This window comes from Clostridiales bacterium, assembly GCA_015243575.1.
GTDB lineage: Bacteria > Bacillota > Clostridia > Peptostreptococcales > Anaerovoracaceae > Anoxybacterium > Anoxybacterium hadale.
The window spans coordinates 3624041-3641764 of record CP042469.1 but is presented as its reverse complement, the minus strand read 5'-3'; the positions used below and the strand labels follow the sequence as shown (position 1 = coordinate 3641764).

Sequence of the window (17724 nt, the reverse complement as noted above, 5' to 3'; positions counted from 1 at the left end):
TGAGCATTGCTCAGCGGTTTTTTTCTGTCGGAAATACGGGAAAGGTTGTTATGACCCCGTACCCTTTCATATAATAATGTTGAAAAGTAAAAAAATGAACAGAGATACTTGTAAAACAATTCAGAACTATCCTATAATATTCTTAAGTTCATATGGCAATCTATGTGTTCACAGTACGAACAAAATGATACGTCAAGGAGGTGAAGCTTTAAAGATCCAGGTAACTATCGCCAAATTCATTGTCAAGGAGGTAAAAAATGAAAGAAGAATCTACTCTAAGCGTTGAAAAGAAAAGCAAGTTCAAGGTAAAGATGCCCCACACTTTTGTCTTACTTTTCGTATTGGCTATCATTGCAGGATTGCTGACTTACGTCATTCCTGCCGGTTCCTACGACAGGGTCGAGGTAAACGATAGAATGCTGGTTGATGCAGCGACCTACCATACTGTTGATCCTGCACCGGCAACTTTATTTCAGGTACTGAAGGCTTTTCCAAAAGGATTGGAACAGGCCGCGGCAATTGTATTTTTTATCTTTATCGTAGGTGGCGCCTTCTTTGTCGTCCAAAAGTCCGGAGCCATTGATGCAGGAATTGCAGCTGCTGTCCGAAAAACATCAGGAAAAGGAATCTTAATCATTCCGCTGCTATCCATTGTATTTGCCTTCGGGGGAGGCATCTACGGCATGGCAGAGGAATGTCTCCCCTTTATACCAGCGCTGGTTATTCTCTGTATTTCTCTCGGATATGACTCCATGACAGGTGCTGCAATTGCTTTGGTTGCAACCTGTGCAGGTTTTACCGGAGCCTTCCTGAATCCCTTTACCATAGGTGTGGCGCAGGGAATTGCAGAGCTGCCGTTGTTTTCAGGACTCACCTATCGAATTATCGTTTTTGCGGTGATGGTTTTGATTACGATTACCTATATCATTCTCTATTGCCTTCGAATCAAAAAGAATCCGGAAAAAAGCCTGATGTACGAAATTGACAGAAAAAGAGATCTTAAGGTTGATCTGAGTAATACGGAATTTACAGGCACTCATAAGCTTATTCTGGTTGTTGTACTTTGCACCTTTGGACTACTGGTTTTCGGTGTATTAAAATATGGGTGGTACATACAGGAAATTTCAGGGCTTTTCTTCGGGATGGCAATTGTTGTTGGTATCATCAGCAGACGAGGACTGAATCAGCTTGCAGAGGATTTTCTGGAGGGCTGTGCAATGCTTGCTTATGGTGCCTTGGTCGTCGGTCTTGCCAGGGGGATTCTGGTCATCTTCACAGACTCCAACGTCATCGATACGATTATTTATGGAATGGCCACTGCAATTCAGGGGCTCCCGACCGTGATCACTTCTCTTGGTATTTACATTTCACAGATTATCATCAGCGCCATCGTTCCTTCCGGAAGCGGAATGGCAGCTTTGACCATGCCAGTTCTGACACCGCTGGCGGATATCGTCGGTGTGACGAGACAGACGACGGTTTTAGCGTACCAATTCGCAGATGGATTTACAAACGTTCTGACACCATTGTCAGGATATTTTATGGCCGGTCTTGCGCTGGCGGGTATTCCTTACCAGAAATGGATCAAATGGATTCTTCCCCTGGCAATGATCTGGTGGATAGCAGGCGGTATCTTTGTTGTGATTGCCGATGCCATTCATTACGGACCATTCTAAGGAAACAGTGATTTATTCCGGCGCACACTTTATTAAATCAGTGCTTCCCTAAGATAATGCATTAGAGCAGCGGCGGGGAATTCCGCTTCCTCCGCCGCTGATAAAAAGAGGCTAAAGTATGAAAGATTTAATCATCAACACAATTAACGAAAGAATGGACGAGTTTTTTAAGCTCAGTTCCTGGCTGTATGAGCATCCTGAGCTTGGGGAAAAGGAATTTGAAGCCGCGGCTTTGCTTTCTGGTTTTTTCGAGGCAGAGGGTTTTGAAGTTCTCCGGGGAATTTACGGCTTTGAAACCGCCTTCCAGGCTAGTTGCGGCGGCCAGAAGGAAGGTCCCCATATCGCATTGTTTTGCGAATATGATGCACTGCCTCAGATCGGTCATGGGTGCGGCCATAACTTAATTTCTGCCATGTCAGTGGGTGCGGCAGTGGGACTCAAGAAGATTCTGGAGAAAATCGGCGGAACCATCACAGTTTTTGGAACTCCCGCAGAGGAAACCAACGGGATTAAGGGTATCCTGGCAGAAAAAGGTGCCTTTGAAGGAATGACAGCGGCAATGATGGCCCATCCAAACGTTATTACGGAGGAAAGCGGAGAATCTCTGGCTCTTACTGCCCTCAAATTTGAGTTTTTTGGGAAGGCTGCGCATGCGGCAGCTATGCCGGAGAAAGGGATCAACGCCTTGGATGCGGTAATTTTGCTGTTTAACGGAGTCAATGCACTTCGGCAGCATGTCCCCAGCGATGTCCGCATCCACGGGATCATTACTGATGGGGGAGTTGCTCCGAATATTGTGCCGGACTATGGTGCGGCGAGGTTTTACCTCCGATCAAAGGATAAGGACACGCTGGCATCAGTAATCGAAAAAGTAAAGCGCTGTGCGGAAGGCGCTGAGGCAATGACGGGGGCATCCTGCAGGATATCTAGATTTGAAAACACCTACGATAATCTCAGAACAAACCGCAGCCTTTCCGGACTTTTTACCGCAAATCTGAAAGCACTTGGCGAAAAAGAGATCCATAAAGCAAGTGAAGGAATCGGCTCCATCGACATTGGAAATGTCAGCCATGTGGTGCCGGTGATTCACCCCTGGATTGGTGTGGGTAAAGGGGAATTGGTCATTCACACAAAGGAATTCGCTGATTGCACCGTTACCGAACAGGGACGGGAGACTCTTTTCAAGGGTGCCTGTGCACTGGCGATGACTGCATATGATGTCATCACCTCAGAGGAAGAACAAAAAAGGATTCGTGAGGAATTCATGAGGAGTGAAACAAGTGAATAAGGACAAAACGACCCCCATTGAGAAAGCGCTGCTGATAATGGAAACCATGAGCAACCACCCGGAGGAACTTAAGGTGGCAGAACTCAGTGAACTCACCGGGCTGAACAGGACTACGGTACACCGTATTCTCGGAGAACTGCTTGCAAAGGAGTGGGTAATTCAGGATTATAAAACTCGTAAATTTATGATAGGGCCCATGGCGTTCCATGTTGGGATGGCATATACGAATCACAATAACATGGAGTCCAAAATTTTGGAGGTAATTAATACCCTCTGTGAGCAGATAAAAGAATCCGTGGGGTATGCAATCCGGGAAGGGGATAAAGTAATCTCAATATATGAAACGGAAATTCACCAGCCTTATAAGATGAATTATCATCCCGGAAAATTCTATCCCATCAACCGAGGCGCTTATGCGAAGTGTCTCATGGCTTATTATGATCAGGATCGGGTAAAACAGCTGCTTCTCGAACAAACCTTTGAGAAGGTAGCACCCAATACGCTGACGGATCCGGAGGAGATTATGCAGGAATATGCAAAAATCAGAGCACAGGGCTATGCTCTCAGCGAGGAGGAGGTTGCACCGCTTGTTATGGGAATCGGTGTTCCGGTTTTCAGCAAGACAGGGGAGGTAAAGGGCTGCCTGGCCTGCGCTTTTCTGAAAGGCCAGGATAAGGATGAAAAGGTTGAAACCTTTTTACGGCTGTTCCGTCAGGGAGCGGAGCAGATTTCTCATTATCTATACTGAAAATTGTGGAGGCAGTTATGACGAACGCTGATTACAAAAGTCTTTCCGATTTTTTTACGCAAGAGGAAGCCATCGCTTTGCTTGCAAAGCTGGTGAGCATTCCGAGTCATGAAGGAATTCCAAATCAGGAAACGGAAGTTGCCTCCTGCATATATGAATTTTTTCTAGGGGAAGGCATTGATGCAGAGCTGGTTCCAGTGACAGACGGAAGATGTAATGTCATTGCCACGATGATGGGCTCGGGAGGAGGCAGAAGCTTGCTGTTTACCGGGCATACGGATACGGTACCTCCATACGATATGGAGGGTGATCCTTATTCAGCACGAATTGATCAGGGCAAAATGTTTGGTCGTGGCGTAGTTGACATGAAGGCTGGTCTGGCTTGCATGATGCTTGCTATGGCTGCAATCAAACGAGCGGGAATCTCTCTTTCAGGAGATTTGATTTTTGCTGGAGTCATTGATGAAGAAGCGAAAAGCGAGGGGACAAGAGCGTTTCTGAGGACCGGAGCCCTGCCCGATGCTGCTATTGTCAGCGAACCGACCAATATGCAGATCTGTATCGGGCATAGAGGGTTGGAATGGTTTGAGTTTACCTTCCATGGAAAGACCGTTCACGGAGGCAGGCAGAAGGAAGGAATTAATGCCATACAGAAGGCAATGTTGTTTTTGCGTGAACTGGAAGCAAATCTCATTCCGTCCTTGGAACAAAGGGTGAACCCTATCGTAGGAAGTTCAACCATGAATTACGGCGTTATCAAAGGGGGTACACAGCCAAGTACTGTGGCTGGATTGTGTGTTCTCCAGATTGACAGACGCTGGATTCCAGGAGAATCGTTTGCCGCTATCAAAAGCGAATATCAGGCGGTACTGGATCGGTTAAAAGCATCAGATCCCGATTTTAAAGCGGACTTTAAAGTCATGGACGAAAGCTATATGGAGGACGATTATATCCATGAGGCGCTAGATACCTCTCCGGAGGAACCCATCGTTCAGCTTGCAGTGAAAGCTGTAGGTGAGATGGCGGGAAGGCAGGCAGCGGGAAAGGCCGGTGAATTGACGTCTTTTCCCGCATGGACAGACGGAGGCTTATTGAATTACTACGGAAAAGTACCGACGATTATACTGGGGCCAGGGGAGCTAGGCAGCGCTCATTCTGCCGAGGAGCATATTGAAATCAGTGCTTTGGTTCCCGCGATATCAACCTATTTTCGCATCGCTTGTGAATATTGCAGTGGTGAATAACTGAATAACACACAGTAATACAATTAAAATAAGGAGGGTCTCTCTACTGAATCGAACGATTCCAAGGGAGGCTCCTCCTTTTAATCTAATAAAAGCGTTATTACCTAACAGATTAGCATCAGCAGAACATAGCCTGCAAAAGAAATCACGGTGTAATAGATGACGGTCTGACTAAAAAAGTACCGTTCTTGCTCATTATCCTTTACCATGACTGGGACCAGATAGGATGGGGGCAAAATCAGGTAGGCGTAAAATGCAGCTGTAAACAGCGGATCAATCTGACCTACAAATTGGTGGATTACAGATAGCGCGATGGTGCCGAAAACAAGTACTCCGGCCAATCTTGCTGCCATGTGCAGTACTGCTTTCAGCGCGTTTGACCGTTCAAAGGCCAGAGAATATCCCACAACAATCAGAATTAAGGGTACGGTAATATTCGACAGTGTGGACATAGTGCTGAATACAGCTCTCCCCCAAAAATAAGCCTCCATAGCGGAATAAAGACCTGTTATATTTACGAGAAGTCCACCCATAATCCCCAGGATAACAGGCGTTTTAAAGAATCGGAATACCGTTTCCTTCAGGCTGAAGCTTCCGCTGCTTTTGAACTGTACATATGGGATGCAGACAAACCAAGCAAAAAATTCGTGACCAAGTCCGATGAGCATAAAAATGGGAAGTGCCTCAGTCCCCCATAATGCGCCGAACAGTCCAATACCGATCATTCCAAATTCAAAGCCTGCCATAAACCAGGGTGTAAAGATGGAACCAAAAAATTGCGGGAGTCGGTTTTTCAGGGCAAACCCCATAATATAAAGAGCGCCGCACATGGCAAAAACCATTACAACAACCACAATATATTTTGCATCCAATGTGGTGCTTCCAAAAGAAAGAAAAAGGATGCAGGGAAGGGCCACATTGACAATAATCTGTTTCAATTCATTGATGGCAGAAGCGGAGACCAGCTTCTTCTTTCTCATTACCAAGCCGATAAAAACAATGATCAATACAGGCAGCAGCTTTTCAAATAGTGCAATCATATCATACCTCCGATGTAAAGGAGATTATATAAGAGTTTCTCTTTCTATGCAATATTTTTGTTCCTCAGCGGCGCGTACGGCAAAAACCTTCCAACAGTCAATGCGCTCGCAGCCAGCAGCACTATTCCTAGATTGGCTGTGCATTACAGCAATTTTTCAATTGCAGATTAAAATATGCTGGGATATAATCTAGGAAAATTATGCTAGACATACAGGAGGAGATCAACATGATTGGAGCAATTGATATCGGCGGTACCAAAACAATGACCGCGGTATTGTCTGATGCCGGCAGCATCATAGAAAGCAGATATTTTCCGACAGTCAGTAAAGACTGGAGGGAGCATTTTAAAATAACTGCTGATGCGTTCCAAAGGTGCGCGCAGCCGTACCTGCAGGAGCTTGTCGGGGTGGGAATCAACGTACCCGGCATGGCAGACAGCCAGAAGGGAACCCTCATCTATGCACCACACCAAAACTGGAAAGATATACCGGTTGCAGAGTACTTCAGAAATGCGATTGGCATTGGGGAAGTTATCGTAGAAAATGATGTGAATTCCTGCGCCATTGGCGAGATGGTTTTTGGTGGAGGCGGTACAGATTTTCTATGGATTACCGTAAGTACAGGAAACGGCGGGGCCATTGTTGCAAACGGAAAGTTGATTCGGGGAGTGAACCACTGCGCAGGAGAATTCGGTCATTTGAAGGTGGAATTTGAACACCCCAGAAAATGCACCTGTGGTCAGCTTGGCTGCCTGGAGTCTCAAAGTTCCGGCACCGCCATCCGTGAACTGTTTCGGGAGAGGCTGATGGGAGACAGCGCCCTTCTTGCACTGGTACAAGAAACGGAGGCAGAACTTCCGGATTTTCAGCGGGATGCCCGCGGTTTGAGTATTCTGGCCGAGAGAGGAAGCGAAACGGCTCGGGAAATTTTTTGGACGGCAGGACGATATCTGGGCAGGGCGATTTCTTATGGGTTAAATCTTACCAATCCTCAGCGGGTCTATCTCGGCGGCGGTGTTGCAAAATCATTGCCCTTGCTGCTTCCCGCAATTCGTGAGGAAATTAGAAGAAACGCAGTTCTCGGAGCCGCAGACGTTGAAATTATGGAAACAAAGCTGGGGTATCACGCTGCGCTTCTAGGAGCGGGAGCCTTGATATTGCAGGGGCGCTAAAATTTAAACACGTTAAAAATTACTCATTGCAAAAAAAAAGTTATTTGATATAATGAGGTTGTAAACGATTACAATCTCATTATTTATTTTTTTGAATCGGAGAAATCACTATGAAGATTAAGGATATTGCAAATCTGACGGGTTTATCGGTAGCAACCATATCCCGAGTTATGAACAATCATCCCAACGTTTCGCCTGAGACAAGGGAAAAGGTTGAAAACGCCATTGCGGAAACCGGTTATGTGCCCAATTTTCTCGGAAGAAATCTCAGAGTCTCAAAAACCCATAAGATCTTGATCATTCTGCCTACGGCGGGAAACCCGTTTTATTCTGAAATCCTGGAAGCGATTCAGGAGCAGGCGAACCATTCAGAGTACACCATTCTCATCGGAGTCACCAATGAGGATCCGACGCTGGAGAACAAGTACATGGAGATGCTGACCACAACGCAGGTGGACGGCGCCATCACGTTTTTATCCAAATATGACAAATACGCACTGACGCAGTGGGCAAGCCAGTATCCGCTGGTTCAGTGCTGTGAGTATACAGAAGGCGCAAAAATTACCAATATCAGTGTGGACAATGAACAAGGTGCATATGATGCGGTATCCTATCTGATCCGCAAGGGGCATACGAGGATCGGAGCCATTCGGGGCCAGCTCTATTTTGCCTCTGAATCAGACCGGACAGCGGGATACAAACGTGCACTGGAGCAGGCGGGGATTAAATACCGGCCAGAGTATTGCCATATTGCTGACTATTCACCGGAAGGAGGCTACCGCGGTGCCAAGGCGTTAATGGCACTGGAAGAGCCCCCTACAGCAATCTTTGGTTACGGAGATACCATCTCCATCGGAGTCATAAAAGCGCTTAGTGAAATGGGAAAGATTAAAATCGGACGAACAGATGGTGTAAGGAATGTTGCGGTCATCGGATTTGATGACATTCAGCTGTCAGGCATGCTGAGCCCCACGCTATCCACGGTCTACCAGCCAAAGTATGAGCTGGGCAAAAAATCCTTCCGTTTGCTGATGGATCAAATCAACAAGGGCTCCGAGAATAAAGAGTGTTACTCGATTAAATTAATGCATAAATTAGTTATTCGAGAATCCAGCGAATTATAAAGGAGGAGAATGAATGAGAAAACACCGAGTCGGAGTTATCGGAAGCGGCTTCATTGGAAGCGCCCATGCCGAAGCGGTCAGAAGACTTGGAAATTGCGAGGTGGTGGCATTAACCGAAGTTTCTGATCCCAAAGCAAAAGCTGAGGCAATTTGCATTCCGAACTATTTCGACGACTATCGGGAGATGATTGAAACTACGGATTTGGATATGATCCACATCTGTACGCCCAATCACACCCACCATGAAATGAGCATTTACGCAATGAAAAAGGGCGTAAATGTGATTTGCGAAAAACCCATGTGCAAAACCCTTGAAGAGGGTCGTGACATGGTAAAGACAGCCAAAGAAGCCGGACTGGTCAATGCAGTGAATTTTCATAACCGCTTTTATCCTGCCACCTATGAAATGAAGCAGAAGATAAAAAGAGGAGAGGCAGGAAGTGTCTGGGCTGTGCATGGGGAGTATCTCCAGGACTGGCTGTTTCATGACACCGACTACAACTGGAGAATTGATCCAAAGTTCTCAGGTACCACCAGGGCGGTAGCGGATATTGGTTCCCACTGGATCGATCTGGCGGAAACCACCACCGGAATGAAAGTCACCCAAGTATTTGCAGACTTTGCAACCTTTCATACGGTTAGAAAAAAAGCGGCGAACACCCATGCGTTCAGTAAAGAAACCTTCCGTGACTATGAAGACGTCACCATTAACACGGAGGATCTGGCGCATATCCTTCTTCGCTTTGAGGGGGGTGCCGTTGGGAGTACTGTAATCAGCCAGGTGGCAGCAGGAAGAAAGAATCGGATCACGTTCAATATCACAGGCTCCAAAGAGGGATTGTATTGGACCAATGATGAGATCAACGACCTGTGGATCGGGCACCGGGATTCGGCCAACGAGCTGCTGACCAAAGATCCGTCGCTCATGTCAAGCGAAACGGCAAGACAGATTTCCTACCCCGGCGGCCATGCCGAAGGCTTTCCCGATGCATTTAAGAACAACTTCAGAGCGATCTATGCTTCCATCACCGACAAAAGCGCCCCAATCGAGTACGCTACCTTTGCAGACGGTCTTAGAGAAATGATTCTATGTGAGAAAATCCATGAAAGTGCCATGACGCAAAAGTGGGTTTCCGTAGAGGAATAACAGCTTCTTTCATTGGCAGTAAGCGCAAAGGAGGAACCATGATGAAAGAATACCTTTCAAATTACTCAACAGAAATCGCAGAAAAGTTACTAAAAACCGATTTTGAACTGTTGGAAGAAATCATCCAGAAGCTGATTGAGACAAAAGGAAAAGACGGCACGATTTTCACAGCCGGAAATGGAGGAAGTGCAGCTACCGCCTCCCACATGGCCAATGACTTCACAAAGGGCTGCCGTGTACATAATCGGGAGGGCTTCAAAATCATCTGCCTTGCTGATTCCACTCCCATCGTCACCTGTCTGGCCAACGACTTTTCCTATGAAGATATCTTTTCCATACCGCTTCGCACCCAAGGGAAGCGCGGGGATGTACTAGTGGTCTTCAGCGGAAGCGGCAACTCACCCAATATCGTAAAGGCGGTGGAAACCGCAAAGGAGATGAACATCTTCACCATAGGCTTTTCCGGTAGAGACGGAGGAAAGCTTGCCGGACTATGTGACCTTCTGCTCATCGCACCTACGGACAACATGGAGCAGCTTGAGGATATGCATATGATCTATGAACATGCCATGTCCTGTGCGATTCAAAACGAGCTGATGGATATGTGGGGTGTTGAAATCAGACGATATCCGAAACAGAATGCGAAGATCAAATCAGCCCTGTTCGACTTCGATGGAACACTGAGTCTCATCAGAGAAGGCTGGCAGGATGTCATGATCCCCTACTTTATTGAAGTGCTGAAGGAAACTCCCAAGGCCGAAGAGGAAGAGGAGATCAAGGAAACTGTCCGGACCTTCGTCGATACGCTTACGGGAAAGCAGACCATCTTCCAGTGCATCCGCTTGGCGGAAGAGGTTGCGGCAAGAGGAGGGCAGCCAAGAGAGGCTCTGGAATATAAGACGGAGTACCTTCGAAGACTAAGGGAGCGAATCGAGCATCGGCACGAGGAACTGAAAGCAGGCTGTGACCCCGAGAAATACACGGTGACCGGAGCAAGAAGGCTTCTCAAAGCATTGCGGGAATGCGGGATTAAAACCTATCTTGCCAGCGGGACCGACGAAGAGGATGTGCTGATGGAGGTAAGGCTGCTGCAGCTTGAGGACTATTTTGACGGAGGCATCTACGGTGCCTTGGATGGCGTAACCGACTGCTCCAAGGAACTGGTGATCCGGAAAATTATCTCTGAGAACCAGCTGAGCCCCGATCAACTGATATCCTTCGGAGACGGATATGTGGAGATTGAGCTTGTGAAGAATCTGGGAGGCTATACCTTTGGCGTTGCCAGCGATGAGGTTCGGCAGAAAGGCATCAATCAGTGGAAGCGGGAACGGCTGATTCAGGCTGGTGCTGATGCCATTATCCCTGATTTTGAAGATACAGACAAAATCATGGAGTTGATTAGATAAGGAGTTGCCATGCCGTACAAACAATTTGACAGAAACAAGCTGAAATTGAGGCCGCTGGTAGAACGAATCCATGACGTCAAGCAGACGGTCATCAAGGCGGTTGACGGAGAAATACAGTGGAAGGATGATCCCAAGTATGATCTGCTTGCAGAGGCCATCCTCAATGCGAAGCACAAAGGGGCGACGGTTCTCATGATGTACGGAGCACACGTGATTCGAACCGGCAATGGCCTGCTCATGATCGAGCTGATGAAACGAGGCCTTGTAACCCACTTTGCAACCAATGGTGCCGGCGCCATCCATGACTTTGAAATGGCGATGATCGGAGCAACCTGTGAAAGCGTTGCCAAATACATATCCGAGGGGCAATTCGGACTTTGGAATGAAACTGGGCTGCTGAATGAGGCCGTAAATCAGGGCGTCAAGGACGGTTTGGGTTTTGGAGAAGCAGTGGGAAGATGCATCTGGGAAAATGAATTTCCGGGCCGAGAGCAGAGTGTGCTTGCAATGGGATATCATCTAGGAGTTCCCTGCACCGTTCATATCGGGATTGGAAGCGATATCACAAATGAACACCCTAATTGTGACGGTGCTGCCATAGGCGAAGCATCCTACCGGGATTTCCTGATTTACACGGAAAGCGTGACGGGTCTTGCGCATGGTGTATTTTTAAATTTTGGATCGGCAGTTGCCGGACCGGAGGTTTATCTTAAGGCGCTGGCTATGGCAAGAAATGCAGCGCACCAGCAAGGCGTGCGAATTACAGACTTTACTACAGCGGTATTTGACCTTTTGCCCATTGAAAGTGAGGACTTTGAAGAAGCCCCTCCGAAGACGGACCCCCGGTACTATTTTAGACCCTGGAAAACCATCCTGAGCAGAACCGTGGCCGACGGAGGCAGAAGCTGTTACATCTGCGGAGACCATTCTGTGACAGTCCCCAACCTGGCTGCAAGAGTCATCAAGCTGGATCGGGAAGAAACCGGGAGGTAAGCAATGAATGAGGAAAATACCAGGATGCAAGAGCCGGACAGAATGCAAGAACTGGACAGATTGCAAGGGGATTTCTTTGATATCGACAGGATCATTCGAGTCTTAGAACATGCCGAACAAAGCGTGATTACCGTCTTCGGCGACTATAGTCTCGACAAGTATGTCTACAGCAAGCCATCAAGGGATGAGGAGTCTGTTGAGACCGGCCTCATTGCTTATCAGATTCATGAAACTGCATCCTATGCGGGAATCGGAGGAACGGTGGCAAACAATCTCCGGAGTCTTGGCGCTCAGGTAATTTGCATCGGACTTCTGGGAATTGACGGGCATGGCTTTGAGCTGATGGAACAGCTGGAAAAAATAGGGGCGGATACACGCCTAATGATTCCATCCGAGCAGCTTCTCACAAATACCTATTTGAAACCCATGAGAGGGGAGGCAAAAGGTTCGGCTTCCGAAATGAATCGTTTGGACTTCCGAAACTTTGAAGAGACACCCCGGGAATTGGAAGACAGGCTGCTAAGGAATCTGGAACAGGCAGTGCAGCAATCACAGGGTGTTATTATTACCGATCAGTTCCTAAAGCGAAATTGTTCTGCGGTCACAGACCGGGTAAGGGACGGAATTTCCGAGCTGGCATTAAAGTATCCGGATGTATTTTTTTATGCAGATTCCCGGGGCTTTATCAGCGAGTACCGAAATGTGATCCGAAAATGTAACGAACATGAGCTTGGCGGGACAGAACTTACGGGACTAAGGATTGTCACCATGGGGGAAAAGGGCATCTTGCTCTGCGAAGGAAATGAAAAGACCCATATTCCAAGCTTCCCTGCTAAACCGCCGCTTGATATATGCGGAGCGGGGGACGCGACCAATGCAGGCATTATGCTAGGACTAACCCTTGGTCTTGGAAAAAAGGAAGCAGCATTTTTGGGAGCCTGTGTCGCATCCGTTACAATCGAGCAAATCGGCGTAACAGGAACGGCTACCAGAGAGCAGGTAAAAGCAAGAATGTATGAAAAAAAGCATTTTTTTTCAGTAAAATTGTAAACGATTACAGAAAACTGTTGTAAACGATTAACATATTGAAATTATCGGGTTTATGGCTATTGACATTAATCTGACAATATGCTAATTTTAAGGAGAAAGGCACCGATGAATCAATTGGGGCCTACGTTAAAACAGCCGAATAACAGGAGGAGAGAATCATGAAAAAAGTATTCGCGATAGTCCTTGTAATGGCATTAATTCTTTCAATGGTTGCATGCGGCGCCGGTGGAGGGTCTGCGGACAAAGAAGAAAAAGCAGGAACTCTGGGCGTTGTTATGCCAAACGCCACCCACGGCTTTTTGGGTGAAAGTATTGCACATGCAAAGGCTGAAGCAGAAGCGATCGCTGCGGAAACCGGTATGGACGTCAAGTTCCTGACATCCGCTGAATCTTCAGAGCAGAACAATCAGATTGATCAGCTTATTGCTGATGGAGTTGACTGTATCGTACTGTGGCCGCATAACGGTGATGAAGTAAGATCATCCGCCCAGAATGTAATGGACGCAGGAATTCCTCTCATCATCTATGACAGACTCATCAATGATTTTAAACCTACAGCTGAATTAATGGGCGATAACGTAACAATCGGAGAAATGACAGGAGAATACTTCAACAAGTTCTTTGCAGAAGACCTGAAGGCAGGAAAAGTGAATATCCTTGAATTCAAGGGTGACAATTCAACCGTTCCGGAGCAGAGATCCTCTGGCTTTAAGTCAACAGCAGATCCCAACATCAATATTGTACAGCAGTTCTCAACAGACTGGCAGAGAGCCAAAGCGATGGAACAGATGGAAACCTGGCTGTCCAGCTCCAGTAAGGAAGACGTAGAAGCACTGAAGGCAGTTTTCACCCATGATGACGAAGTTGTTCTCGGCGTGCTTGATGCGATCGAAAACTATGACGGACCGGCCAAACTGGATATCAAGCTGGTTTCCGGAGTAGGTGCGAGAAAAGAAAATCTGGACACCTTTGCTCCATGGGCAGACAAAGGCGTAATGCAGGTTACATACGCATTCTCACCGGCCATGGTAAGAGATGCGGTTGAACTTGGTGCTGATGTTGTTCTCGGAAAGGAAAAGCCATCCGGACTGATTCTGATCCCAACCGTAGAAGTGGATAACAGCAACGAAAAGGATTTCAGAAATAACGATATCTATGTGACAAGATACAGCATTGAAATGCCTAAATAAGAAACAATAATAAAATTGTTGCGATGTCGGCCTGCACAGCAGCCGGCATCGCTGTTGCTTCACCAATAAAGATACAGGTAGGTAGTGCTATGTTTTTAGAAATGAAGAATATTACCAAGAAGTTTGGGCCGGTAATCGCATTGGATGATGTGAGTTTTTTTGTTGAGAAGGGTGAAATTCATGGACTGCTTGGAGAAAATGGGGCGGGGAAGTCAACCCTGATGAACATTCTGGGTGGAATTTTTCCGCCCACCGCAGGTGAGGTTTGGCTGAACGGGACGCAGATGACAGACATGAATGCCAGAAAAGCCTTCCAATCGGGCATCGGTTTTGTACATCAGGAGCTGAACCTGATCAACGATCTTAAAGTGTATGAAAATTTATTTCTCGGAGAAGAAATTAAAAATAAATGGGGTACGCTGAACAAGCCTCTTATGAGGGAAAAGGCAAGAGAGATTCTAAAGAAAATGAATCTGGAGATCAATCCTGACCTTCAGGTTGCTTATCTGGATACCTCCCTAAAGCAGCTGGTAGAGATCGCCAGGTCGCTTCTGTTTGACTGTAAGCTTATCATTATGGATGAGCCCACTACGGCGCTGACTAACAGGGAAATTGAGAATCTTTTTTCCATTATGAGAAAGCTGAAAGAAGATGGTGTATCCATTATTTATATCTCTCATAAAATGCCGGAACTCTTTGCCATCTGCGATCGATATACGGTTCTGCGTGACGGAAAGTTCATCCAGTCGGGCAACTTCACTGATATCGATGAAAAGATTGCAACGCAGCTGCTGGTGGGACGGTCTCTCGTAGAAGAAGAGATTCAGAAAAAAGAGGTTACAGGGGAAGTTGTGATGAAGGTCGAGGATATCACCTGTAATAGCTGCTTTAAAGATATTTCGTTTATGGTCAGGCGGGGCGAGGTACTGGCTATTACAGGCCTCCACGGTGACGGCAGAGGAGAGCTTGCGGAGGCGCTGTTCGGAGCGAGAAAGCTGGACAGCGGACAGGTAACTTTCAAAGGGGAGAAAATTAACTATAAGCATATCAGCGAGGTCATTCGCAGGGGAATTGGCATGGTTCCCAGAAACCGTAAAGAGCGTTCCATTATAAAGGATATGTGCATTGTCAATAACATGGCCACAGCTTATTTTGTAGCCAAACATAAGAAACTCTTCATTAGTAAAAGAGATACTGACCGAATCTTTGAAGAAAACCAGAAGAAAACCGCGATCAAGGTGGGAGACAGAAACGATCTGATCACCTCTTTGAGCGGTGGGAACCAGCAGAAGGTAATCATCTCAAGATGGCTGGAAGTGGATTCGGAACTGTACATATTGGATAACCCGACCCAGGGAATTGATGTAGGCGCCAAGTTTGAGGTCTATAAGATCATCAACAGCCTTGCGGAGCAGGGGAAGAGCATTCTCGTCTTTTCCTCGGAGTTTCCTGAGATCTATAAGGTTGCTGACCGCTGTCTCGTCATGTATAAAGGCAGGGTTACTGCGGAGCTTTCCAGAGATCAGCTCAATGAAGTGGATGTTATGTACTATGCAACAGGATGTAATACGGAGGGTATGAGAAATGAAAATTAAGATGTTACAGGAAAAACCTCAGGAAGCTCCCGTCATTCAGGGCCAGAGCTTCAGGGATAAATTCATCCGCTTTTATTATAATTATACATTCCTGTTCTCCTTCGCGGTTTTGGTGATAATTGCCACCTATTTCAACCCGAAATTTCTTACATACGGAAATCTGTCTCTTTTGCTGCTTCAGTCCACCATCAAGGGAATTATTGCTTGCGGCATGACCTTGGTGATTATTGCCGGTATGATCGACTTGTCTGTAGGCTCCATGGCGGCATTGGTCGGGGGTCTGGGGGTCGTTGTCCTTAACACCACGGAAAACATCTGGATTATGTTCCTGTTTTGCGTGGCCTTTGGCACCTTCCTGGGTACCATTAACGGACTTTTGGTTACGAAAGCCAGAATTGCACCCTTTATTGTTACGCTGGCAACCATGGTTGCCTTCCGTTCCATTATCGTTCAGCTGGGACAGGGCGGGCCCTTTGATGTTAAAGCTGAAGTTTACGATGATTTCAGATTGATTGCAGCGGGCTACTTGTTCCGGGGAGGCGGGTTCAAAGGCATTCCTTACATGGCGATTTGGTTTATTGCCATCACTCTCATCATGATCTTCATCATGTCGAAGACAAAATTCGGCAGATACGTCTATGCCGTGGGCTCCAATCAGATTGCGGCGAAACTTACAGGGATCAATGTAGACCGGGTCAAGACGCTGTGCTTTGTTATAACCGGCCTTCTGGTGGGTATTTCCTCCTTCCTTCTTGCTTCCAGGCTGACTTCCATCACAGCGCCCAATGTTGGCGTGAACTATGAGCTGGATGCCATTGCAGCCGTTGCAATCGGAGGAACGGCCATGGCAGGCGGAAGCGGCTTAATCCTTGGAACCTTTATTGGAGCAATCATGCTTCAAATGATTGAGGGAATCCTGATTGCAGCACAGATACCGGTATTTTTAAATGGTTTGGTAAAAGGAATCATCATTATCATAGCCGTTGTATTCCAAAGCAGAAGGGAGAGAAAACATTAATGAGAAAAGTAGCTTTGATATCAGCACAATTTGCAGATTTGCCCCTGGAAGACCTCTGCGGGAAACTGAGGGAGCGGGGTTACAGAGGTATCGAGCTTGCGTGCCTCGGGGATCATTTTCATGTGAGAGAAGCAGCGGAAAGTAAGGAGTACTGTGACCGTAAACGGGAGCTGCTGAGTCAGTACGGATTGGAATGCAAGGTCATCGCAGGCCATCTCATCGGGCAGTGCATCGGAGATCTTTATGACCCGAGGCTGGATAACTTCGCGCCACCGGAACTTGCGGGTAACGGGCCTGCCATCCGTGAATGGGCCATTGAAGAAATGAAGCTGCTGGCAAAAGCAGCGGCCAATATGGGCGTTTCGGTAGTATCCTTTTTTACTGGCTCTCCGATCTGGAGGTATCTCTACTCCTTCCCTCAAGCAACAACGGAAATGATTGAAGAGGGCTATGATGAAATTTTGCGTCTGTGGTCCCCTATTATGGATGAGTACGATAAATATAACGTCAGGCTGGCCCTCGAGGTGCATCCGACGGAAATTGCCTTTGACTACTATTCTACTGCCAAGTTGTTTGAAAAGTTTCAACATAGAGAAACCTTGGGACTTACGTTTGATCCCAGCCATCTGTTATGGCAGGGGGTTAACCCGGTAGTCTTCCTGAGAGACTTCATGCACAGGGTGTATAATGTACATATGAAAGATGTAAAGCTGAATCACGACGGAAAAGCGGGTATTTTGGGGTCTCACATTGAATTTGGAGATACCAGAAGAGGCTGGAACTTTATTTCTCTGGGGCACGGCGACGTGGATTTTGAATCCATTATAAGAGAACTGAATCAGGCTGGGTACAGGGGAAATATCTCCATAGAGTGGGAAGACAGCGGGATGGATCGGTTTTATGGGGCAGAGGATGCAATCAACTATTTAGAAAAATTTAATTTCCCAACTTCAAACTTTGCTTTTGATAAGGCTTTGAGTTCGTCTGTCTAGCGTGCAGATTTTTGAGTCAAAAGGAGTAGGTAAGCCCCCTT

Annotated in this window: 15 protein-coding genes; 14 read left to right on the top strand and 1 reads right to left on the bottom strand. The window is 46.9% G+C overall.

Annotated features, from left to right (window positions below; all coding sequences use genetic code 11):
* The first annotated feature begins 257 nt into the window (after positions 1-257).
* The 4 genes from yfcC (at position 258) to FRZ06_16015 (ending at position 4956) form a co-directional block, all read left to right on the top strand.
* Entirely contained in the window at positions 258-1676 is a 1419-nt protein-coding gene (gene yfcC / locus FRZ06_16030) for a putative basic amino acid antiporter YfcC (GenBank protein QOX64745.1), read from the top strand.
* Positions 1677-1794: 118 nt separating this feature from the next.
* Positions 1795-2964, top strand: coding sequence for a M20 family metallopeptidase (locus FRZ06_16025; protein ID QOX64744.1), 1170 nt, complete (start codon positions 1795-1797; stop codon positions 2962-2964).
* Entirely contained in the window at positions 2957-3712 is a 756-nt protein-coding gene (locus FRZ06_16020; protein ID QOX64743.1) for an IclR family transcriptional regulator, read from the top strand. The genes FRZ06_16025 and FRZ06_16020 overlap by 8 nt, the downstream gene beginning before the upstream one ends.
* Before the next feature lie 17 nt (positions 3713-3729).
* On the top strand, positions 3730-4956 hold the full coding sequence (locus FRZ06_16015) for a M20 family metallopeptidase (GenBank protein ID QOX64742.1): 1227 nt from the start codon (positions 3730-3732) through the stop codon (positions 4954-4956).
* Positions 4957-5060: 104 nt separating this feature from the next.
* On the opposite strand, the gene FRZ06_16010 is transcribed toward FRZ06_16015, so the two are convergent.
* Positions 5061-5996 (bottom strand): hypothetical protein, encoded by a 936-nt coding sequence (locus FRZ06_16010; GenBank protein ID QOX64741.1) that lies wholly within the window; start codon positions 5994-5996, stop codon positions 5061-5063.
* 200 nt (positions 5997-6196) lie between these two features.
* On the opposite strand from FRZ06_16010, the gene FRZ06_16005 reads away from it, so the two are divergent.
* The 10 genes from FRZ06_16005 (at position 6197) to FRZ06_15960 (ending at position 17683) form a co-directional block, all read left to right on the top strand.
* Positions 6197-7168, top strand: a complete 972-nt coding sequence (locus FRZ06_16005) for an ROK family protein (GenBank protein ID QOX64740.1) — start codon at positions 6197-6199, stop codon at positions 7166-7168.
* Between the two features lie 110 nt (positions 7169-7278).
* The gene (locus FRZ06_16000; GenBank protein ID QOX64739.1) at positions 7279-8292 is read left to right on the top strand and encodes a LacI family transcriptional regulator; all 1014 of its coding nucleotides are present in this window, start codon (positions 7279-7281) and stop codon (positions 8290-8292) included.
* Between the two features lie 13 nt (positions 8293-8305).
* Entirely contained in the window at positions 8306-9439 is a 1134-nt protein-coding gene (locus FRZ06_15995) for a Gfo/Idh/MocA family oxidoreductase (protein QOX64738.1), read from the top strand.
* A 38-nt stretch (positions 9440-9477) separates the two neighbouring features.
* Positions 9478-10845, top strand: a complete 1368-nt coding sequence (locus FRZ06_15990) for an SIS domain-containing protein (protein ID QOX64737.1) — start codon at positions 9478-9480, stop codon at positions 10843-10845.
* Positions 10846-10854: 9 nt separating this feature from the next.
* Complete coding sequence (locus tag FRZ06_15985; GenBank protein ID QOX64736.1) at positions 10855-11838, top strand: hypothetical protein; 984 nt, start codon at positions 10855-10857, stop codon at positions 11836-11838.
* Positions 11839-11841: 3 nt separating this feature from the next.
* On the top strand, positions 11842-12888 hold the full coding sequence (locus tag FRZ06_15980; GenBank protein ID QOX64735.1) for a carbohydrate kinase: 1047 nt from the start codon (positions 11842-11844) through the stop codon (positions 12886-12888).
* 158 nt (positions 12889-13046) lie between these two features.
* Positions 13047-14078 (top strand): substrate-binding domain-containing protein, encoded by a 1032-nt coding sequence (locus FRZ06_15975; GenBank protein QOX64734.1) that lies wholly within the window; start codon positions 13047-13049, stop codon positions 14076-14078.
* An 89-nt stretch (positions 14079-14167) separates the two neighbouring features.
* On the top strand, positions 14168-15673 hold the full coding sequence (locus tag FRZ06_15970; protein QOX64733.1) for a sugar ABC transporter ATP-binding protein: 1506 nt from the start codon (positions 14168-14170) through the stop codon (positions 15671-15673).
* 1 nt (position 15674) lies between these two features.
* Entirely contained in the window at positions 15675-16691 is a 1017-nt protein-coding gene (locus FRZ06_15965) for an ABC transporter permease (protein QOX65973.1), read from the top strand.
* Positions 16691-17683: a sugar phosphate isomerase/epimerase gene (locus FRZ06_15960; GenBank protein QOX64732.1), complete on the top strand. Its 993-nt coding sequence runs from the start codon at positions 16691-16693 to the stop codon at positions 17681-17683. Before FRZ06_15965 ends, FRZ06_15960 begins: the two co-directional genes overlap by 1 nt.
* Positions 17684-17724 lie beyond the last annotated feature (41 nt).